This window comes from Pseudoalteromonas sp. (assembly GCF_041629635.1).
In the GTDB taxonomy this organism is placed as follows: Bacteria; Pseudomonadota; Gammaproteobacteria; order Enterobacterales; family Alteromonadaceae; genus Pseudoalteromonas.
Map to the genome: position 1 here is coordinate 1 of NZ_JBFKMX010000077.1, position 17,414 is coordinate 17,414.

Here is a 17,414-nt window from a genome sequence, read left to right on the forward strand (position 1 = left end):
AAGCCAAATTGCACTGCGCCATAAGCCATCGGAATAAAACCGTTGAAATCGACAGATTCCTCGCTCATACCTAGGCTTTGGTCATCACCTTTTACAGCTACGTAACCGTCAAACTGCTTTGCAGATAAGCCAAGATCAATAGATACTAAATCATTGTCAAAAATTTCATAATAAAGCACGTAATCAACATGGCTTAAATCACTATCACCAGTAACTGTTGAGTTCACTTTAAATACTTTATCGCCAAAGCCAAATGAGGTATTTAAATTCGCATCCGCATTCAACTCAAGCTGGGTGTATTTTAGCTTTACGTTTGGTACTAACGGGATTGGATGTTCAAGTGCTGCGTAATAGCTTCCGTATTCTTTATCTTCAAAATTAAAGTTCTGCAGGTCACTTGATGTACCTAAACCACCTGATGATTGCGCAGACCAATAATCGCCACCCACATATAAACCTAGTAGCGTATCGGCTTTAACTTGTGGTACCACGGTTGCAGCCATTAGTGCTGCACCAAACATTATTTTTTTCATTATTTTATCCCTGAGAGAGTAATTCTGATAATTCGATTATTGCCGCATTAGCGCGCGATAAATAATTCGCCATTACTAATGAATGATTTGCAACAAAACCAAAGCCACTACCGTTTAACACCATTGGGCTCCAAATACTTTCTTGTGTAGCTTCAAGTTCGCGCATAATTTGCTGCACACTCACTCGAGCATTTTTCTTTTCTAGCACATCAGCAAAGTCTTTTTCAATGGCTGAAAAGAAATGCAATAACGCCCAACTTGCGCCACGCGCTTCATAAAATACGTTATCAATTTCAAGCCAAGGGGTTTTTACCAATTGATGGGCTGGTGCATAGCTCGCTCTTTGCGCAGCTGGGTCCCCTGCAAGGTCAGTATTTACTTTATCTTGGCCTACACTGCTGCTTAACCGCATGCTTAAGCTACCTAAGCGTTTTTCCACTTCTTTTAAATAAGCGCGTAAGTTATCAGCGCGTGCATAAAATTGCGCGCTTGAATCTACAGGATTCGCAATATTTTTGCGGTAGCGAATAAGTGCGTCGATGCCTTTTTGATATTCATCTTCTGCACTTGGTAATAACCATGCGGTTGAATTGATATTAAACTGAGGTTGGGCCGTTTTTAGCTCTGGGTGTTCAGTTGATTGAGACTGTGAGCGGCTAAAATCTTTGCGCATTGCCAGAGTAATATCACGGGTCATTTCAAGAACACCAAACTCCCATGAAGGCATATTATCCATAAGCACAGACGGTGGCATAACATCATTCGTTAAGTAACCACCTGGCTTATCGAGTAATGCACTAGCAACCTCAATTACAGCCGTTGTTGTAACAAAGCCTGTGACAACTTGTTGCTGTTGCTCTTGTGCAACTTGTTCCGCTCGCTGTTGAACATTAAATACTTCAGGTTCAATGCTCCAATAAACCGAAATTAAGTAAAAAAATAAAAAAACAAACGCAACCGCAGCTGCTATTTTACCTTTGTGTTGCATATCCCCTCCTAATGGTGGTGATGCTGATGTTCATTCTCAATACTTTCATTAATGCCAACAACAGTTGCTTTAGCATTAATAGTAAGGCCAGAAACAAAATTAAATTGTGCGTTTAGCGTTTCACCTTTGATTAATTTCGCTTCAGGTGAAAAAAGCATTAAATGCAAGCCACCTGACTGAAACACCTTAGTCGAATGCGCCTCAATTGCCAATTTATCTAGCTTCACCATACTCATCATGCCATTTTTTTGAATATGATTATGAATTTCAACGCGGCCAAGCTGTTCAATTGACACAGAACTTAGCACTAAGCTTTTATCCGAATGATTAGCTAGTTGAAAATACCCTACGCTTGAAGGTGCACCAGGAATAAATTCGCGCACAGTAAAATCAGATACCACAACCTGATTAGCTGCTAATGAAAAAGAAAAAAGTGAAAGAACTAAAAATAGGTAGCGTTTTAACATGTTAATCCCTCTATGTTTTAACTCAGTATACTACAGAGGAAGATGCAAAAAGTACCTGAAAATTATTAATTATTGTAAATTGTTAGGGGCTAATTGACTTTGCCCCCACAATCAAAAAAATTAATAATATCTTGCTGGAAGTACCATTGCGGCAACAAAGTAAGCAAGTAGTGTTGCAACCGGAAAAACGAATAGTGCAGCCAGCGCTCCGAGTCTCACACTCCATATTGGCAAATTATTACCAAGCGCTAAACCGGCGCACACTCCTGATACCTTTTTATTTAATCGGTCTTTATAAAAACTACCATTATTAACTTGATAACTCATCATCGCCTCCTAAGCCGCTTTTTTAGCAACTTGTTCTTTTAAGCTCGCCAATTCAGCATCCAATGCATCATTTTTTTCTAGATCATCAAATTGCTGCTTTAAGCTTGAACTTTGTGTTACCTCATACGATTCAATTTGTGCTTCAATACGATCCACTTTGTGTTCAATTTCAGCAAAGCGCTCTAATGCTCTGTCAATCTGCTCACTGTGTAGTTGTGATTTAGCTTTCACGCGTACTTCAGCTGATTGAGAGCGAATTTGATACTCTTTTAATTTTGCTTTTGCTTGCGATAACTTTTCATGCAGTGAATGACTGTCTGCTGAGACTTTGCCAAGCACTTCATCAATGCGCGTAATTTCTGGTGCGATAGCATCAATTTCTTTATTCGCTTTTTGCTTTTCAATTAGTGCCGCTTTTGCTAAATCCTCTCGCTCTTTTTGTAGCGCTTTTTCAGCTTGTGCATGCCAGTAATCTGCTGATGCTTGGTGTTTAGCCAATTTACGTTGCAATGTTTTCTTCTCAGCAATAAGACTTGCTGAAGTTGAACGAAGCTCTACTAGCGCTTCTTCCATTTCTTGCACCATAAGACGTACTAATTTTTCAGGGTCTTCTGCGCGATCTAATGCTGCTGAAACGTTTGCTTGGATAATATCTGTTAAACGAGTAAAAATGCTCATAACTCTCTCCTGTTGATGACTGATATTTTTCTCTGACAGTTATCTGTTCCAATCATTGTGCCAAAAACAATTAAACATTAAATATCAAACATTTAATATAAAATATATTCTTCAACACATTTCACATTGGTCAATTTAACCAACTAGTTAGCGTTTTTAACTAAAATTTTAAGCCAAGAGTTAAAAGCGAAAGCTTTACGATTTTTTGAATGAATCAAATAACATCGCGAAGGAAATAATGGCAAGTTTAATAAAGGTGTGAAGCGAGTTTAAATCCCAATACGAGTTTTAAACAAATAGTTAAAATAGGTCACAACAAAGAATGGGAGTTTTTAATAGAGGTGTACTAATTAAACTTAGTTTTTGTATGGCGCTAAGCCAAAAGGCAGGAAGAAATCAAAGCGCATTCGTTACTATTTTGATAGTAACAAGCTGCGCTGTCCCATTAAGCCATGCCATACACCTACAGTGATAAGTAAGCTAATAACAGGTAATAAAAATAAGCTAAATAAATCAAATAGATCCAACATTTTAAGCTCCTTGTTCACACGTTAAATGCAAAATACTCGCTACACTTGGTACTTGCTCACATATTTGTTCAATATGCGTTTGTTTTTCCGCTTGCGTCGCGATAAGGCTTTGCAGCAGTAAATTAATAAGTAACAACGCTGTAGTAACTATTTTGGCTAACATAACGTCTGCTTCGAAAATTCATATCTTGCCTAATACATAACAAAGAGCGTGCCAAATATTTAACAAATTGATTTATATAGAAATAACTCTCAAATCTATTGTTCAAATATAAAAAAAGGCTAAACAATGGTTAAATTCACCACTATTTAGCCTTCTCTTTTCCCGAAAGCGGAATTTGCTTTTCCCTATTTCGGGATAGTGTTATTCAGGAACAAATGCCAACGCTTCTTCTAATAGCGAAATTTGCGCATCTTTTTTGTGACCATTTTCAGATAAATGCCTACGATAAGAACGAGCGCCTGGCTGACCTTGGAAAATACCTAGCATATGTCTTACAACATGCCAAAAGTTAGCGCCTTGCGTCATTTCTGATTCGATATAATCAAACATATTGCGCACCACTTGATGACGAGATAGTATGACACTTTGCTCATCACCATAAATCGTACGATCAACTTCTGCCAGCATATAAGGGTTTGCATATGCCTCACGACCCACCATCACACCATCGATATGCTGTAAGTGTGTTAAGCATTCTTCGATGGTTTTCACCCCACCATTGAGTGAAATATGGCAGTCCGAGAAATCACGTTTTAGTTGATAAACGCGCTCATAATCAAGCGGCGGAATTTCTCTGTTTTCTTTCGGGCTTAACCCTTGTAACCAAGCTTTACGAGCATGAATAATAAAATCACGACATCCCACGTTATAGTTGGCTTCGATCAATGCTGTAAGAAACTCATAAGAGTCTTGCTCATCTATACCAATGCGTGTTTTTACCGTAATGGGTACATTGGTTTCAGCTTTCATCGCTGCAATACACTCTGCAACTAACTGTGGCTCAGCCATCAGGCACGCACCAAAGCGGCCATTTTGAACGCGATCTGATGGGCAACCTACATTCAAGTTAACTTCTTGATAACCATATTGGTCAGCACGTTTTGCACATTCAGCTAACGCTTTCGGATCTGAGCCACCTAACTGTAACGCTACCGGTTGTTCATGTTGGCCAAACTGTAAGTAATCACCTTTACCAAAAATAATGGCACCAGTTGTTATCATTTCAGTGTATAACACTGAATGTTTAGTTAATTGTCGATGAAAAGTACGACAATGCCGATCAGTCCAATCCAGCATTGGAGCTACAGAAAAACGTCTATTCACGCTACACCTCAGTAAATATGGGGCCGCGATTCTACTAGATTTTTGGTCTTTGCTCAATTTATATTCATAAACATGCTTGCAAATAAAGACTTAACTACAAATAGTTAATTTTATTGTGGTAAGATGACTTTGATATCGAGGAACAATTTTATGACCGTTGAAGCATTAACAGAAAAAGCGAAAGTCGTTTGTAACGATAAAGGGGTTCGCTTTACCACAATTCGCGAAAAAGTTTTTCGCTTATTAGCTGAAACCCAAGCTGGAGTTGGCGCATATGACTTGCTGGAGCAGTTAAAACAAACTGAACCAAATGCAAAGCCAGCCACAATCTATAGAGCGCTCGATTTTTTAGCGGAGATGGGGTTTATTCACAAAATTGAAAGCACCAATGCATTTATGCTGTGCCATCATTTTGAACACACACACCCTGTGCAGCTGCTTATTTGTGAAAAGTGTGGTCATGTGGAAGAACTTCACTCGCATGCAATCGCTCATGAATTAAATAATCAAGCAAGCGAATTAGGATTTAAAGTCGTTTCACAAACAATCGAAGCGCGTGGAATTTGCACAAAGTGCCAATAAATATCAGAATTAGTTTGCAAAAAGTGCAACTTCATTCTTGAATTAAAGATGATATAAGCTTGAATACGGAACTGGACTAAAATATGAATGTAGAATTCATTAACCCTTTTATTTCTTCATTACTCAATGTGTTATCAACAATGGCACAAACTGAGTTAACGCCTGGCAAACCAAAAATTAAGAAAACAGAAGTTGCCGTTGGGGATGTATCCGGCCTTATTGGTATGGTTGGTCCACAAACAAAAGGGTCCCTTTCAATCACCTTTGATGGTGAGCTAGCGTTAACGTTAATGGAACGAATGCTCGGTGAGCGACCTGAAAAAATAAATGAAGAAGTAACCGATATGGTCGGCGAAATCACTAACATGGTTGCAGGTGGTGCTAAAAACTTGTTGGGAGATAAAGGCTACGAGTTTGACATGGCAACACCAGTTGTTGTTTCAGGCAAAGATCACACCATCACCCACAAATGTGAAGGTCCAAAATTGATTATGCCATTTACCTCCGAATTTGGAGCAGCTCATATTGAAGTGTGTTTCGACAAGCTTTAACTATTATGTGGCAACAAAAACGTATTCAACTAAAACCTCGCTCGCGAGGTTTTCATTTAATTGATAATGAGTTAATTAAACACCTTCCGGAAATAAGCCAATACCGCATTGGTATTCTTCATTTATTCATTCAACACACTTCAGCTAGTTTAACGATTAATGAGAACGCCGATCCCACAGTGCGAATCGATATGGAAAGTCACTTCAATAAATTTGTACCAGAAAGGCAAAGCTATTATCAGCATGATTATGAAGGGGATGATGATATGCCTGCGCATATCAAAGCGAGTACTTTAGGCTCGAGTATTAGCATCCCAATTACCGATGGCAGATTAAATGTTGGAACTTGGCAGGGAGTTTACCTTGGCGAACACCGAGATTATAGTGGTGCTCGCACTTTAGTGGCGACGTTGCAAGGAGAGCTGTTATAACTCTCTCCTTTATTTGTAGAGAGCGTTTATTCTTGAATATACTTATATTCTACGCGCGGAGTAATATTACAGAGTAGTTCGTAGGGAATAGTCGTGGCAAATTGTGCAATTTCTTCCACAGGTAAATTTGGCCCCCAAAGCTCAACTTCATCACCAAGTACTATCGAATCGTCGTCACCTAACTCAACCGTGATCATATCCATAGAAACGCGCCCAACAATTGAAAAGCGCTTTCCATTAATGATGACTGGCGTGCCATTGGGTGCATGTCTTGGATAACCATCACCATAACCCATTGCTATCACACCAATGCGAGTATCACTGGCTGCTCGCCAAGCGCTACCATAACCCACAGTTTCACCCGCTTTAACATTACGGATTGCAATAATACTCGATGTTAAACGCATCACAGCATTAAGTTGATGATCTTTGCCGATTGCGGCTAGCATAGGGGATACACCATAAAGCATAAGCCCTGGTCTTACCCAATCACAGTGGCTATTTGGCCAACCTACTATGCCTGCAGAGTTAGCTAAGCAAAGTTCATTATCTGAAGGAGTAATACTTTGGAAAAATTGCGCCATTTGCTCGTTGGTTTTACTGTTTTCAGTATCATCGGCACAAGCAAAGTGCGTCATTAGCTTGATATTTGGCGCAACATTTTCGCTAGCATCTAATCGCGAATAAAAGTCACAACATAAACTTGGTTCAATGCCTAGTCGGTGCATTCCCGTATCAAGTTTGAGCCACACGGTGATTGGACTAATAAGCGCCGCTTCTTCAAGCATAGAAAGCTGCGCTTCATCATGTACAACAATATGAAAATTGCTGGTTGCAGCAATGGCCAAATCTTCTGAACGAAACACACCTTCGAGTAACACTATAGGCTTTATTACACCGCCCGCGCGTAATGCCAATGCTTCATCAATGCGTGCTACCGCAAATGCATCGGCATCTGCAAGATGCTGCGCAATCGTTACTAAGCCATGGCCATACGCATTAGCTTTTAAAACCGCCATAATACGAGCATTTGGCGCAAGCTGTTTTACACGTATAAGGTTACGATTAAGCGCTGTTAAATTAATTTCGGCACATGCTAATCGCATTAATAGTCGTCGTCCACAGCAGGTCCCGCATAATTATCAAAGCGCGAGAATTGACCTTGGAAAGTTAAGCGTACTTTACCAATTGGACCATTACGTTGTTTACCGATAATGATTTCTGCCACACCTTTATCTGTCGAATCTTCGTTGTAAACTTCATCACGGTAAATAAACATAATTAAGTCGGCATCTTGCTCGATAGAGCCAGATTCACGTAAGTCGGAGTTAATTGGGCGTTTATCGGCACGTTGCTCTAGCGTACGGTTAAGCTGAGAAAGCGCGATTACCGGGCATTCCAGCTCTTTTGCTAGCGCTTTAAGTGAGCGAGAAATTTCAGCAATTTCCAAAGTACGATTATCTTGTAAACTAGGTACACGCATAAGCTGCAGGTAATCCACCATAATCATGCTGATACCGCCATTATCTCGCGCAATACGGCGTGCACGTGAACGCAACTCAGTAGGCGTTAGGCCAGATGAATCATCCACATACATTTTACCTTTTTCGATAAGTAAACCCATGGTCGATGAAAGACGCGCCCAGTCATCATCGTCAAGCTGACCTGTACGTACTTTTGTTTGGTTAATTCGACCGAGGGATGCCAGCATCCTCATCATAATTTGTTCTGAAGGCATCTCTAACGAGAAGATAAGCACTGGCTTATCTTGGGTCATTGCCGCATGCTCAGCAAGGTTCATTGCAAAGGTGGTTTTACCCATTGACGGACGTGCAGCAACAATAATGAGGTCAGATGGCTGCATACCTGCTGTCATTTTATCTAAGTCGGTGTAACCTGTACTTACCCCAGTTACACCATCTTGTGGTGATTGGTATAACTCTTCAATCTTATCAATGGTTTTTTCTAGAATGTTATGAATATTCTGCGGACCATCTGAGCTTTTAGTACGTTGCTCAGCAATTTTAAAAACTTTGGTTTCAGCTAAATCAAGTAAATCGTGGCTATCGCGCCCTTCAGGGTTATAACCTGCATCTGCGATTTCATTGGCAACATGGATCATTTCACGTACAACTGCTCGCTCGCGTACAATTTCAGCATACGCATTAATGTTGGCAGCACTTGGGGTGTTTTTGGCTATTTCACCTAAATACGCAAAACCACCTATCGAATCAAGTTCGTTGGTTTTTTCCAGCGTTTCAGAAATCGTAATTAAATCAATAGGATGACCGCTTTCAACCAGCTTTTCCATTGCTTGGAAAATCAATTTATGCGTGCGGGTATAAAAATCTTGTGCAACAACACGTTCTGCCACACGGTCCCATGCTTCATTATCTAGCATAAGTCCGCCTAAAACGGATTGCTCCGCTTCAATTGAGTGCGGAGGAACTTTTAAGGTATCTAACTGTTTATCTGCTTTAGCCATGATTAGATTTAACTCGAAGTGAATCTAGCTATTCTAACCAGAACCAATAAAAAAACCCAGCGTTGGGCTGGGCTTTATTGTCGATAAACTGTGTTTAGTTATATTTCAGCTCAATGCGACCATTAACGGTATCAATTTCAATATCAACATCACCGCCTTTAAGTTGAAACTCTAATGCACTTGATGGACCATACTTTGCTTTTTTAGGTTTATCTTTCGATAGGCCATTGCGAATTTTACCACCCGCATGCGCATTAATTTCAATTGCTGCTGAGAGATCTTGCGGTAACTTTAACACGATATCGCCATTTACGCTTTCCGCTTGAATATTGGCACCACTAGTAAGTGCTTCCATTGTCACTTCAACTTCACCACCTACGGTTGTAATATCGAGATTTTTGATAGTCTCAGCATTGATTTCAACATCACCATTTACGGTTTCAATACGCACATCTTGGCTCTTAGTAGTGCTTTTTAAATCACCGTTAACAGCTTCAAAGCGAATTTCACCTTGTGAGTTTGTATCATTAACATCACCATTGACGGTTTCGATATGAATACGCCCATTTAAATTAGCGGATTTAATATCACCATTTACTGTATCTAAACTGATGCGGCCCTCAACATCTTGAATATCAATATCCCCATTTACCGTATCAAGAACAATACCTGAACTTAGCGCTGCAATATCCATGTCGGCATTTACACTTTCAATGTTAACCAAATTATTTTTTGGTACATAAATAGTCAGGTTTGACCCTTTGCTATTTTTATTCTGATAGCGGTGTGGCATTTCAACAACAAACTCTGTGCGACCACCGCTTTTATTGCGGAAGATATATCCCTCAGCACGCTCATCTATGGTGCCAGACACTTGCATTTGCTGCTTATCCCAGCCTTTCAAGGTAATTTTGCCTTGATCATTTTCGATAAAAATTTTGTTGTTTTCAGGCACATCAATTGTTTGTTCAACAAGTTCGCCCGCCAGTAATGAAAATGAAAGTAAGCTTGTACATGCAATGGCTAATAACTTCATAATGATTCCTCTTAAATTTGTTGCCAGCTAGGCTTGTGAACTTTATTAATTAAATCAAGTTGCTGCTGGTAAACTTGCGATAACATTCTAAGTAATGTGGCGTTTTCTGGTTCATTTTCTAATGCTAACTTAATCGCTTTTTCAGCATCTTCTAATTCCGCCAATTGCGCTTGCCAGTTGTCTGCAAGGGCTTTCTGATCACTGTATTTAACTAATAACGCCTGTTTTTCTTGCTTAAAGGTCTGGGTCATCGCCTGTAAACCTGCTTCATACTGATTACTCTGCTGGTTAAAGAACACTTGATAACTTAATAAACCCAAACACATACACGCTGCAAGTGCGGTTACCTGTTGCCAAACATGTGACTTTTTTTCAATCTGTGTTGGCTGCTTAGCAATGGCATTTTCAACACCCTGCCATAGGTCTTTCTTAGGGCTGATTTCAGTTGGCAATTGAGCAACTGCGTCATCTAACATTTGATCTAAATTAGTCTGTTTCATTACTCATCCACTCTTTTAATAAACTTCGTGCTCTATGGTATTGAGCTTTTGACGACCCCACCGCCATATTTAATTGCTCAGCAATTTCTTCATGGCGATACCCTTCAACCGCAAACAACACAAAAACCAGACGTGCTTTTTCAGGTAAGCGCACTATGTATTTATCTAACCCGTTAAGGTCATTACACATTTCCACTTCTTGTTCAGGCATACCTGCTTGCTCAAAGCTCACCACTTTTTGCAACCAATTAGTTTGCTTTCGCAAATAGCTGATTGTGATATTGGCGGCAACACTGTGCAGCCAGGTCGTAAACTTTGATTTGCCATCAAAACTCGAAAGCTTTTGCCATAGCTGAACAAACACTTCTTGAAGCGCTTCTTCAGCAAGACTTTCATTTGCTGTTAAACGTAAAGTAAGAGCAAAAATGCGTTTGTAGTGACGGTTATACAAGTCATGAAACGCCTGCCTATCACCCATATTTACTTTTTCGATTAACTGCAGATCAAAGTTTGCTTCTTGTTCTTTGACAAAACGCAGCTCTGCATCAATTAACACGTCAACTTCCTTTGTGTTGTTATCTTGTTGGTTACTTTATTAGACGTAAGAAGGGTTTGGAAAGGTTTAAATGAAAATAAATTTTTTTGAGAAAAAATAAAACGCCCTAGTAAAGGGCGTTTTAAAACAGACATTTATATTATTAATTTACAAATAGCGCCAACCAACAAACTCTAATGAGGTTGCGCCACAGCAAGTGGTAACATTACCAACCTCACCTAAACGCGTATCATAGTGAATACTAGTATCACCAGATAAGGCTACTGTTTTCGCTCGGATTGATCCCATTAATCCTCCACTTGCTTCTATATTTGCATCTGTTGCTGGAGCATAAATAGCAGCATATACGCTACCTGTTGCATCTATAACAACACCATCGCTTCCTGTGTAAGCTGAGTAAATTGAAAAAACTGGCACTCCACCACCTGATATGCCCTGTCCTGATATAACAGGTTTTTTTATGGTTGTTTTACCAGTCACATAAATCGTAAAACTTGAGCCTGCTTCAATTTCAAAAACAGTCGTGCCGCTGGTGCCAATGGTGAAATCACCATCCACTAGCATATAAACATCACCACCTGATACTTTAAAGCCACCACCATTCACCGTAAAGCCTTTCACTTTTATCATATCGACTAATTCGCCACTTGGTAACGTTTCGCTGTAAGTCGATAAAGCTACGGGCTCTTCTCCCATCCACGACTCCCAACCAGATACAAGTTGACCGCCACGAGGAGTGACCTCATAAACTGTTTGCCCACGTGTCAGTAGTAAGTCACTTGAAGTCGTATCTTTAAATTCATCGACAACATTGCTGATACCAATAGGATCACAGTTTGACGCAGGATCTTGGTAGTCATGATCTTCGGGTAAATTGTTTGGATCAACCTCAGGCACGCGTGGCACATTTGGCGACTGGTTGAATGACGCATCAGTGTAGGGCACATCATTTTGATAGTACTGTAATGGCAATTCTCTACCTCGATAAGTTAACTCACCTCGGTACATCACATCTAAGCCATTATTATCTTGGTTACGAACTTTTGTAGAAGACCCACTACCCAAGTATAAGTCGCCCATAGTACGGATAACACCTCCAACCTGATTTTGAATAAGCTCTACATTGCCAATGGCAAGCACATCACCTCCAATTGTGATATCGCTATCAAAACCTTCAGGTAGATCAGGCGAACCTGGACCTGCATCAATCACAACACCGTGGTTGGCGTGAGCATCACCATAAATTTTTGCACTACCACCTAAATTAATACTACCGGTTGCTGCAATGCTGCCCCAAATATCGGCTGCCCCCGTTAAGTTGATATCAGAATCATGATGAATTGTTGTTACCCCTGAGTTCGCAGACGCTGTACTGGTATTATATTCACCCTCATCTGAGTTATAACTATCAATTCGACCACTGGCGCCTAATCCAACACCTTCACAGCCGATAATCGCTGAGCCGAATGTAGATGCCGCGCCGCCCTTCCTTAGTCTAAATAATGCAACTGTATTGTTAGCTCCTTCAAAACGTTTACCGTCACTGCTTAATTCCAACAACCCATCGCTATTTACACCCAGTCTCGTTGCATAGGACATATCATCTGTCTGTGCTTGCCCTGTGATGTAATTATTATCCCCTAAAGTATCATTAATCAATTGCTCAAGGGTGGTAACAGGGTTACTAGCCAATTCTTCTAAAATTCGCTTATGGGTGTCAAAAATACCTTTCTCAGACACTAAGCGGGCATTCATTTTCTTTTGATAGTTGCCAGTTAAACGTTCTTGAATAAAGTTATCACGCAATGAACTCATTACGATAATGCTCGTCATTGTGGTTAATATCATTACAGAAAGTAAGGTAAAACCTTTTTGCTTATTCATCAGTTCAACGCCTCTTCTAGTATCTTGCCACTAAGAGCAATATCTATTCGAAATCCATTTGCGAGCATATCCACATTTAAACTTTCTGGCGTGAGTGTGATTTCCATTAAATCACCATTTAAACGATAACTAATATCTTGTAATCCTGTTAACAATACTTGTTCAGAATCTGCATTAACTTGGCAGCGCAACTGACTATCAACCAAGGTGTATGTTTCGCTAAACGGTACCGCGGGTTTGGTGCTATTACACGCGGTTGCACCTTCTGTTTCTTGCTGTACGACTAAGTTAGACGCATTAGGGATAGTGGGTAATGACTTTGTTTGCTTTAAGCTTCGGGTAAACACTTCAGAACTGTATCTTAAAACTTCTTGCGCATTTTCAAGCTCTTTTGATGTATCTACCGATTCACTTAAAGCAATATATACAAATGTAATGCCCGCCATGAGAAAGCTACTAACCGCCAAAGCAACCATTAATTCAATCAGGGTAAAACCACTTTGAATTAGCTTTTTCATTGCTAACATCCTCCTGAAATATCAGGGAAACTCGCTTCAATTTCAACACGATTTGCTAGATTGTCAGTCATACGTTTATCTGACCAACTTACGCCAACGCGAAAATTATCGCTGTTAAAATTATTTTCAAAATCGATTGTGTATTTATTAAATTGCGCTGTAGGCGTTACATCAGCAAAGGCAACTGTGCCCTTTTGTAAATCACACAAGTTTGCCCACGTTTGTTCAACGGCATTATTTGCTTGCAGCAGTGATAACGTGTAATCAAATGAGTTTGATGCATATTTTAAAGATTGTAATTGCCCTGCAGCCATACCTAATAAAGCAAAACTAGAAACAACGAGCGCAACCATTACCTCTACAAGCGAAAATCCGGCTTGTTTAGTGTATTTTTCTGTTTTGATCATTAACAACTCCCTTTTTCAATCTTGCTTTGTCCACTGGCATATACACGAAAACAGCGATTCGTTGTATCACCATCGCGATCACTAATTTCAATACTGGTTACTGGAAACTCACCTAATGCTGTTACTGTTTGTGTTGTTATTCCTGATACTAAAACTCCCGTTTTATCGTTATCAAAAATAACAAATGTTTGATTATCAACACTGGCTATCCATTTCGAACCTTGCGCTGTTAATGTCACAATTTTTTCACGCTTAATGGCTTCACTTCGCGCCATTTTAAAGGTGCTCATTAATTCGTTTGCCGTACTAATAAGGCGATCTTGCTTGATATATTTAATGAAACTTGGCGTGGCAACAGCAGATAGAATACCTACGATAGCCACAACCGTCATAACTTCAATTAGTGTGAAACCATTTTGTCTCCTCATATTATTTCCAACACGATGCTATGTTGGCTGAGGTGACACCTTGCTGATTAATAGAGAGTGACCCGCACTTATCGCCAACCTGCGCACCTTTTGGCGCAGCGGTTAATGAGAATTCGGTATTATTTTGAGGTGTATAACTGTAAGCATAATAATCTGATTCTTTAAATGTGATATTTTGTTCATTAGGGTATCGACCCAAGCGCGTATAGTTTCGCTCCAATATGCCAGCTTGTTGCATAAGGTATTGCTGCGCTTCGGCACGACGACCATCTTTCACATAATCACCGTAAGCTGGGAGTGCTACAGCTAATAAAATTCCGATAATGGTCACGGTGATCATTACTTCAATCAGAGTGAACCCTTTTATTTTTATTATATTGATAACTCGCAATTTCCAATCCCTAATAGAAAACAAAAATATGACAACGCTGTCATTATCGCGCAATGTTTATACAAATCAATACTTTTCAGTTATATGTTAATTTGTTTTTGCGAATTTGAGTTATTGTCTTATGCAAAATGAGGTAGTGAAATGATCGAAAATCACGAATTTCAGACATAAAAAAACCGAGCCTTAGCTCGGTTTTTACTAATCAAGAAACTTGATTAAGCTTCAGCGATAACAATTACTTTAATAGTAGTTGTTACTTCTGAATGAAGCTGGATAGCTACATCGAACTCACCTGTTTCACGGATAGTACCGTTAGGTAGGCGAACTTCTGATTTAGCAACTTCTAGGCCTACAGCTGTGATAGCGTCTGCAATATCGCGAGTACCGATAGAGCCGAATAGCTTACCTTCGTCACCAGCTTTAGATACAAGAGTAACTTCAGCTAACGCTTCTAGTTTCTCTGCACGAGCTTGTGATGCTGCTAGTTCCTCAGCTACTTTAGCTTCTAAATCAGCACGACGTGCTTCAAAAGATTCAATGTTAGCTTTAGTTGCTGGAACTGCTTTACCTTTAGGGAAAAGGAAGTTACGTGCGTAACCTGCTTTAACAGAAACTTGGTCGCCAAGCGCACCAAGGTTACCGATTTTATCTAGTAGAATAACTTGCATGTCTCTACACCTTTTAAAAACTAGTTAAACCGCTGCTTACTTATGTAAGTCAGTGTATGGAAGAAGGGCTAAGTAGCGTGCACGCTTGATAGCTGCAGCTAGTTGACGCTGATATTTAGCGCTAGTACCTGTGATACGGCTAGGTACGATTTTGCCACTTTCTGTGATGTAGTTTTTAAGAGTAGCTAGATCTTTATAATCGATTTGTTGTACGCCTTCCGCTTTGAAGCGGCAGAACTTACGACGTCTGAAGTAACGTGCCATGAGATAAATCTCCAATAGTAATTCTTTCAATATGATGAGCATGTAGCACTAACTGACTCACGCCATTTCGGCCTTCGTGACGGTTTAGAAAACCGCGTACAGTAAGTTGCGTGCCCATATCAATATCTTGAGTTTGTTGTTTTAAGCTTTCGCCACTGGCAACCACTTGAATGCGAACATAACTACTACGATTAAGTCCTGCTTCCATTTGCGTAGATTTGTGTTCTAACACAAAAATGCAATGTGGTATTCCGGCTGGGCTTTGACTGAATTTAGGTTTTTTACAAACCGTGCCAGACAAAACGAACTGGTTATCAGTCATACAATTCTCAAAAACGATTAAGCTTCTGCAGCTTCTTTCTTCTCTTCTTTAGCAAGAGGAGAAGCTTCAGTTACAGCATTTTTAGTACGCATAACTAAGTTACGTAGTACTGCATCGTTGTAGCGGAAAGAAGTTTCAAGCTCGTTGATTACTTCAGTTGGTGCTTCAACGTTCATTAGAACATAGTGTGCTTTGTGAAGCTTTTCGATTGGGTAAGCCAGTTGACGACGACCCCAGTCTTCTAAACGGTGAATTTGACCACCAGCTTCAGTGATAGAACCAGTATAACGCTCGATCATACCTGGAACTTGCTCACTTTGGTCTGGGTGAACCATGAATACGATTTCGTAATGACGCATGGGTATTCCTTACGGTTAATTTAGCCTTTTGCCGTTTCGACCAGTCGGTTTAAGGCAAGGAAAACAAAGTTTATTAGGTCGAAAGAGCGCACATTTTACGCACATTAATAGCAGAGTGCAAATGGAATTTTTAAAAGAATTTAGGGTTCAGGGTTCAGGGTTCAGGGTTCAGGGTTCAGGGTTCAGGGTTCAGGGTTCAGGGTTCAGGGTTCAGGGTTCAGGGTTCAGGGTTCAGGGTTCAGGGTTCAGGGTTCAGGGTTCAGGGAATAGATTTTAATGAATAATTTGAAGTAGCAATACTTTTTACAAATAAAATTCAATAATTAAATAGACATTATCTCAGCACTCGGTACTCAGCACTCAGTACTCTTTCTTTTACCCTTGAACCTTATACCTATTTTTCCTCATAATCTGCTATCAGTTCAACTTGTTCAGCATCCCCTGTAAACTGTTGATCCAAATATAAATTATAACCATTTCCAGGAGGAAAACCAACAGAAGCCCCGAGAAAATACTTCCCCGGCTCAAGGTAAAGTTCGTAGAAACCCGATTCATCAGTCCATGCAGAAAGATATTCAGGCATATCTTTGAACTGTTTGTTGCTGTGAGCCATGGCGTATGCCATGCTAACCGGATTGCCTTTTGCGTCTAGTATCCTGCCTGAGATTCTGATCAAATCCGAACTTTTTTTCTGGTGTTTCCTGGCCGCTTCCCGAAGGTTCATCACCACAAAATCCAAGACACGGGAATCGCCTGCACTAATGGTGACGGCCACCGGTTCTCCCGAATGTTTATCATTAGAACCGAGTGGTCCGAACCGGCTGCCGCTTTTCCTGAATATTGCCACGGCCCAGTAATTACCGGAAGGCAATTGTACTCTGTAGCGGCCATCTCCGGCACTGCGGTTTGATATGAAATCAGCCGGCCTTTTAACATCAGGGCTGTCAAAAACGTACACTTCAGCATTTTTCAACGGATTACCGGCAATATCAACTATTTTCCCCTCAATTATTGCGGGCTCAGCCCCATAACCAAATGATATTTCACCGAGGAAAGAAAAATATATTGCCAGTAAAAATAAGCTGAATTTAAACAGTCTATGCATTTACTTCAGGCCTGCACATGAGGAATATTCTTTATTTACTGGATAATTGTATCCACTTTTTCCTTCAGGACAGATCG

At 40.1% G+C, this 17,414-nt stretch carries 25 protein-coding genes; 3 read left to right on the top strand and 22 right to left on the bottom strand.

From position 1 onward, the window contains the following. The 7 genes from ABYD77_RS11750 to dusA all read right to left on the bottom strand — a co-directional run. Nucleotides 1-533 (bottom strand): TIGR04219 family outer membrane beta-barrel protein (locus tag ABYD77_RS11750; RefSeq protein ID WP_372770077.1); only part of this gene is annotated, 533 nt, incomplete at its 3' end. 4 nt (nt 534-537) lie between these two features. Then, nucleotides 538-1,521, bottom strand: a complete 984-nt coding sequence (locus ABYD77_RS11755; protein WP_372770079.1) for a DUF2333 family protein — start codon at nt 1,519-1,521, stop codon at nt 538-540. A gap of 8 nt (nt 1,522-1,529) precedes the next feature. Beyond that, nucleotides 1,530-1,988, bottom strand: a complete 459-nt coding sequence (locus tag ABYD77_RS11760) for a copper chaperone PCu(A)C (RefSeq protein ID WP_372770081.1) — start codon at nt 1,986-1,988, stop codon at nt 1,530-1,532. Between the two features lie 120 nt (nt 1,989-2,108). Continuing rightward, nucleotides 2,109-2,315 carry a PspC domain-containing protein gene (locus ABYD77_RS11765; protein ID WP_372770083.1) on the bottom strand — a complete coding sequence of 69 codons (207 nt, stop codon included), beginning with the start codon at nt 2,313-2,315 and terminating at the stop codon, nt 2,109-2,111. 9 nt (nt 2,316-2,324) lie between these two features. Continuing rightward, nucleotides 2,325-2,993 (bottom strand): phage shock protein PspA, encoded by a 669-nt coding sequence (gene pspA / locus ABYD77_RS11770; protein ID WP_372770085.1) that lies wholly within the window; start codon nt 2,991-2,993, stop codon nt 2,325-2,327. Between the two features lie 531 nt (nt 2,994-3,524). Next, entirely contained in the window at nt 3,525-3,686 is a 162-nt protein-coding gene (locus ABYD77_RS11775; protein WP_274762034.1) for a hypothetical protein, read from the bottom strand. Between the two features lie 201 nt (nt 3,687-3,887). Further along, entirely contained in the window at nt 3,888-4,850 is a 963-nt protein-coding gene (dusA, locus tag ABYD77_RS11780) for a tRNA dihydrouridine(20/20a) synthase DusA (protein ID WP_372770087.1), read from the bottom strand. A 150-nt stretch (nt 4,851-5,000) separates the two neighbouring features. Between dusA and ABYD77_RS11785 the strand changes: the two genes are divergently transcribed. From ABYD77_RS11785 to ABYD77_RS11795, 3 genes are all read left to right on the top strand, one after another. Continuing rightward, nucleotides 5,001-5,432 (top strand): transcriptional repressor, encoded by a 432-nt coding sequence (locus ABYD77_RS11785; protein WP_372770089.1) that lies wholly within the window; start codon nt 5,001-5,003, stop codon nt 5,430-5,432. Between the two features lie 83 nt (nt 5,433-5,515). After that, nucleotides 5,516-5,983 carry a chemotaxis protein CheX gene (locus ABYD77_RS11790; RefSeq protein WP_372770091.1) on the top strand — a complete coding sequence of 156 codons (468 nt, stop codon included), beginning with the start codon at nt 5,516-5,518 and terminating at the stop codon, nt 5,981-5,983. 5 nt (nt 5,984-5,988) lie between these two features. Beyond that, nucleotides 5,989-6,414, top strand: coding sequence for a secondary thiamine-phosphate synthase enzyme YjbQ (locus ABYD77_RS11795; protein ID WP_372770093.1), 426 nt, complete (start codon nt 5,989-5,991; stop codon nt 6,412-6,414). A 26-nt stretch (nt 6,415-6,440) separates the two neighbouring features. Here the strand turns inward: ABYD77_RS11795 and alr are convergent, their stop codons facing one another. The 15 genes from alr to ABYD77_RS11870 form a co-directional block, all read right to left on the bottom strand. Further along, on the bottom strand, nt 6,441-7,520 hold the full coding sequence (alr, locus tag ABYD77_RS11800; RefSeq protein WP_372770095.1) for an alanine racemase: 1,080 nt from the start codon (nt 7,518-7,520) through the stop codon (nt 6,441-6,443). Then, nucleotides 7,520-8,899, bottom strand: coding sequence for a replicative DNA helicase (gene dnaB / locus ABYD77_RS11805; RefSeq protein ID WP_372770097.1), 1,380 nt, complete (start codon nt 8,897-8,899; stop codon nt 7,520-7,522). Before dnaB ends, alr begins: the two co-directional genes overlap by 1 nt. 94 nt (nt 8,900-8,993) lie before the next feature. Next, nucleotides 8,994-9,935: a DUF4097 domain-containing protein gene (locus ABYD77_RS11810; RefSeq protein ID WP_372770099.1), complete on the bottom strand. Its 942-nt coding sequence runs from the start codon at nt 9,933-9,935 to the stop codon at nt 8,994-8,996. A gap of 11 nt (nt 9,936-9,946) precedes the next feature. Beyond that, on the bottom strand, nt 9,947-10,435 hold the full coding sequence (locus ABYD77_RS11815; RefSeq protein WP_372770101.1) for a hypothetical protein: 489 nt from the start codon (nt 10,433-10,435) through the stop codon (nt 9,947-9,949). Beyond that, entirely contained in the window at nt 10,422-10,991 is a 570-nt protein-coding gene (locus ABYD77_RS11820) for an RNA polymerase sigma factor (protein ID WP_372770103.1), read from the bottom strand. Before ABYD77_RS11820 ends, ABYD77_RS11815 begins: the two co-directional genes overlap by 14 nt. Before the next feature lie 147 nt (nt 10,992-11,138). Then, on the bottom strand, nt 11,139-12,875 hold the full coding sequence (locus ABYD77_RS11825; RefSeq protein ID WP_372770105.1) for a hypothetical protein: 1,737 nt from the start codon (nt 12,873-12,875) through the stop codon (nt 11,139-11,141). Beyond that, the gene (locus ABYD77_RS11830) at nt 12,875-13,393 is read right to left on the bottom strand and encodes a PilW family protein (protein WP_372770107.1); all 519 of its coding nucleotides are present in this window, start codon (nt 13,391-13,393) and stop codon (nt 12,875-12,877) included. Before ABYD77_RS11830 ends, ABYD77_RS11825 begins: the two co-directional genes overlap by 1 nt. 2 nt (nt 13,394-13,395) lie before the next feature. Further along, nucleotides 13,396-13,800 (bottom strand): prepilin-type N-terminal cleavage/methylation domain-containing protein, encoded by a 405-nt coding sequence (locus tag ABYD77_RS11835; RefSeq protein WP_372770108.1) that lies wholly within the window; start codon nt 13,798-13,800, stop codon nt 13,396-13,398. Further along, complete coding sequence (locus tag ABYD77_RS11840; RefSeq protein ID WP_372770110.1) at nt 13,800-14,228, bottom strand: GspH/FimT family pseudopilin; 429 nt, start codon at nt 14,226-14,228, stop codon at nt 13,800-13,802. Before ABYD77_RS11840 ends, ABYD77_RS11835 begins: the two co-directional genes overlap by 1 nt. A gap of 1 nt (nt 14,229) precedes the next feature. After that, nucleotides 14,230-14,619: a type IV pilin protein gene (locus ABYD77_RS11845; protein WP_372770112.1), complete on the bottom strand. Its 390-nt coding sequence runs from the start codon at nt 14,617-14,619 to the stop codon at nt 14,230-14,232. Between the two features lie 215 nt (nt 14,620-14,834). Next, nucleotides 14,835-15,287: a 50S ribosomal protein L9 gene (rplI, locus tag ABYD77_RS11850; protein WP_372770114.1), complete on the bottom strand. Its 453-nt coding sequence runs from the start codon at nt 15,285-15,287 to the stop codon at nt 14,835-14,837. A 36-nt stretch (nt 15,288-15,323) separates the two neighbouring features. Next, nucleotides 15,324-15,551, bottom strand: a complete 228-nt coding sequence (gene rpsR, locus ABYD77_RS11855; protein ID WP_010561953.1) for a 30S ribosomal protein S18 — start codon at nt 15,549-15,551, stop codon at nt 15,324-15,326. Beyond that, nucleotides 15,526-15,873 (bottom strand): primosomal replication protein N, encoded by a 348-nt coding sequence (gene priB / locus ABYD77_RS11860; protein ID WP_372770116.1) that lies wholly within the window; start codon nt 15,871-15,873, stop codon nt 15,526-15,528. Before priB ends, rpsR begins: the two co-directional genes overlap by 26 nt. A 17-nt stretch (nt 15,874-15,890) precedes the next feature. Then, complete coding sequence (gene rpsF / locus ABYD77_RS11865; protein WP_010561955.1) at nt 15,891-16,232, bottom strand: 30S ribosomal protein S6; 342 nt, start codon at nt 16,230-16,232, stop codon at nt 15,891-15,893. Nucleotides 16,233-16,626: 394 nt separating this feature from the next. Next, nucleotides 16,627-17,337, bottom strand: coding sequence for a carboxypeptidase-like regulatory domain-containing protein (locus tag ABYD77_RS11870; protein WP_372770118.1), 711 nt, complete (start codon nt 17,335-17,337; stop codon nt 16,627-16,629). Between the last annotated feature and the right edge of the window lie 77 nt (nt 17,338-17,414).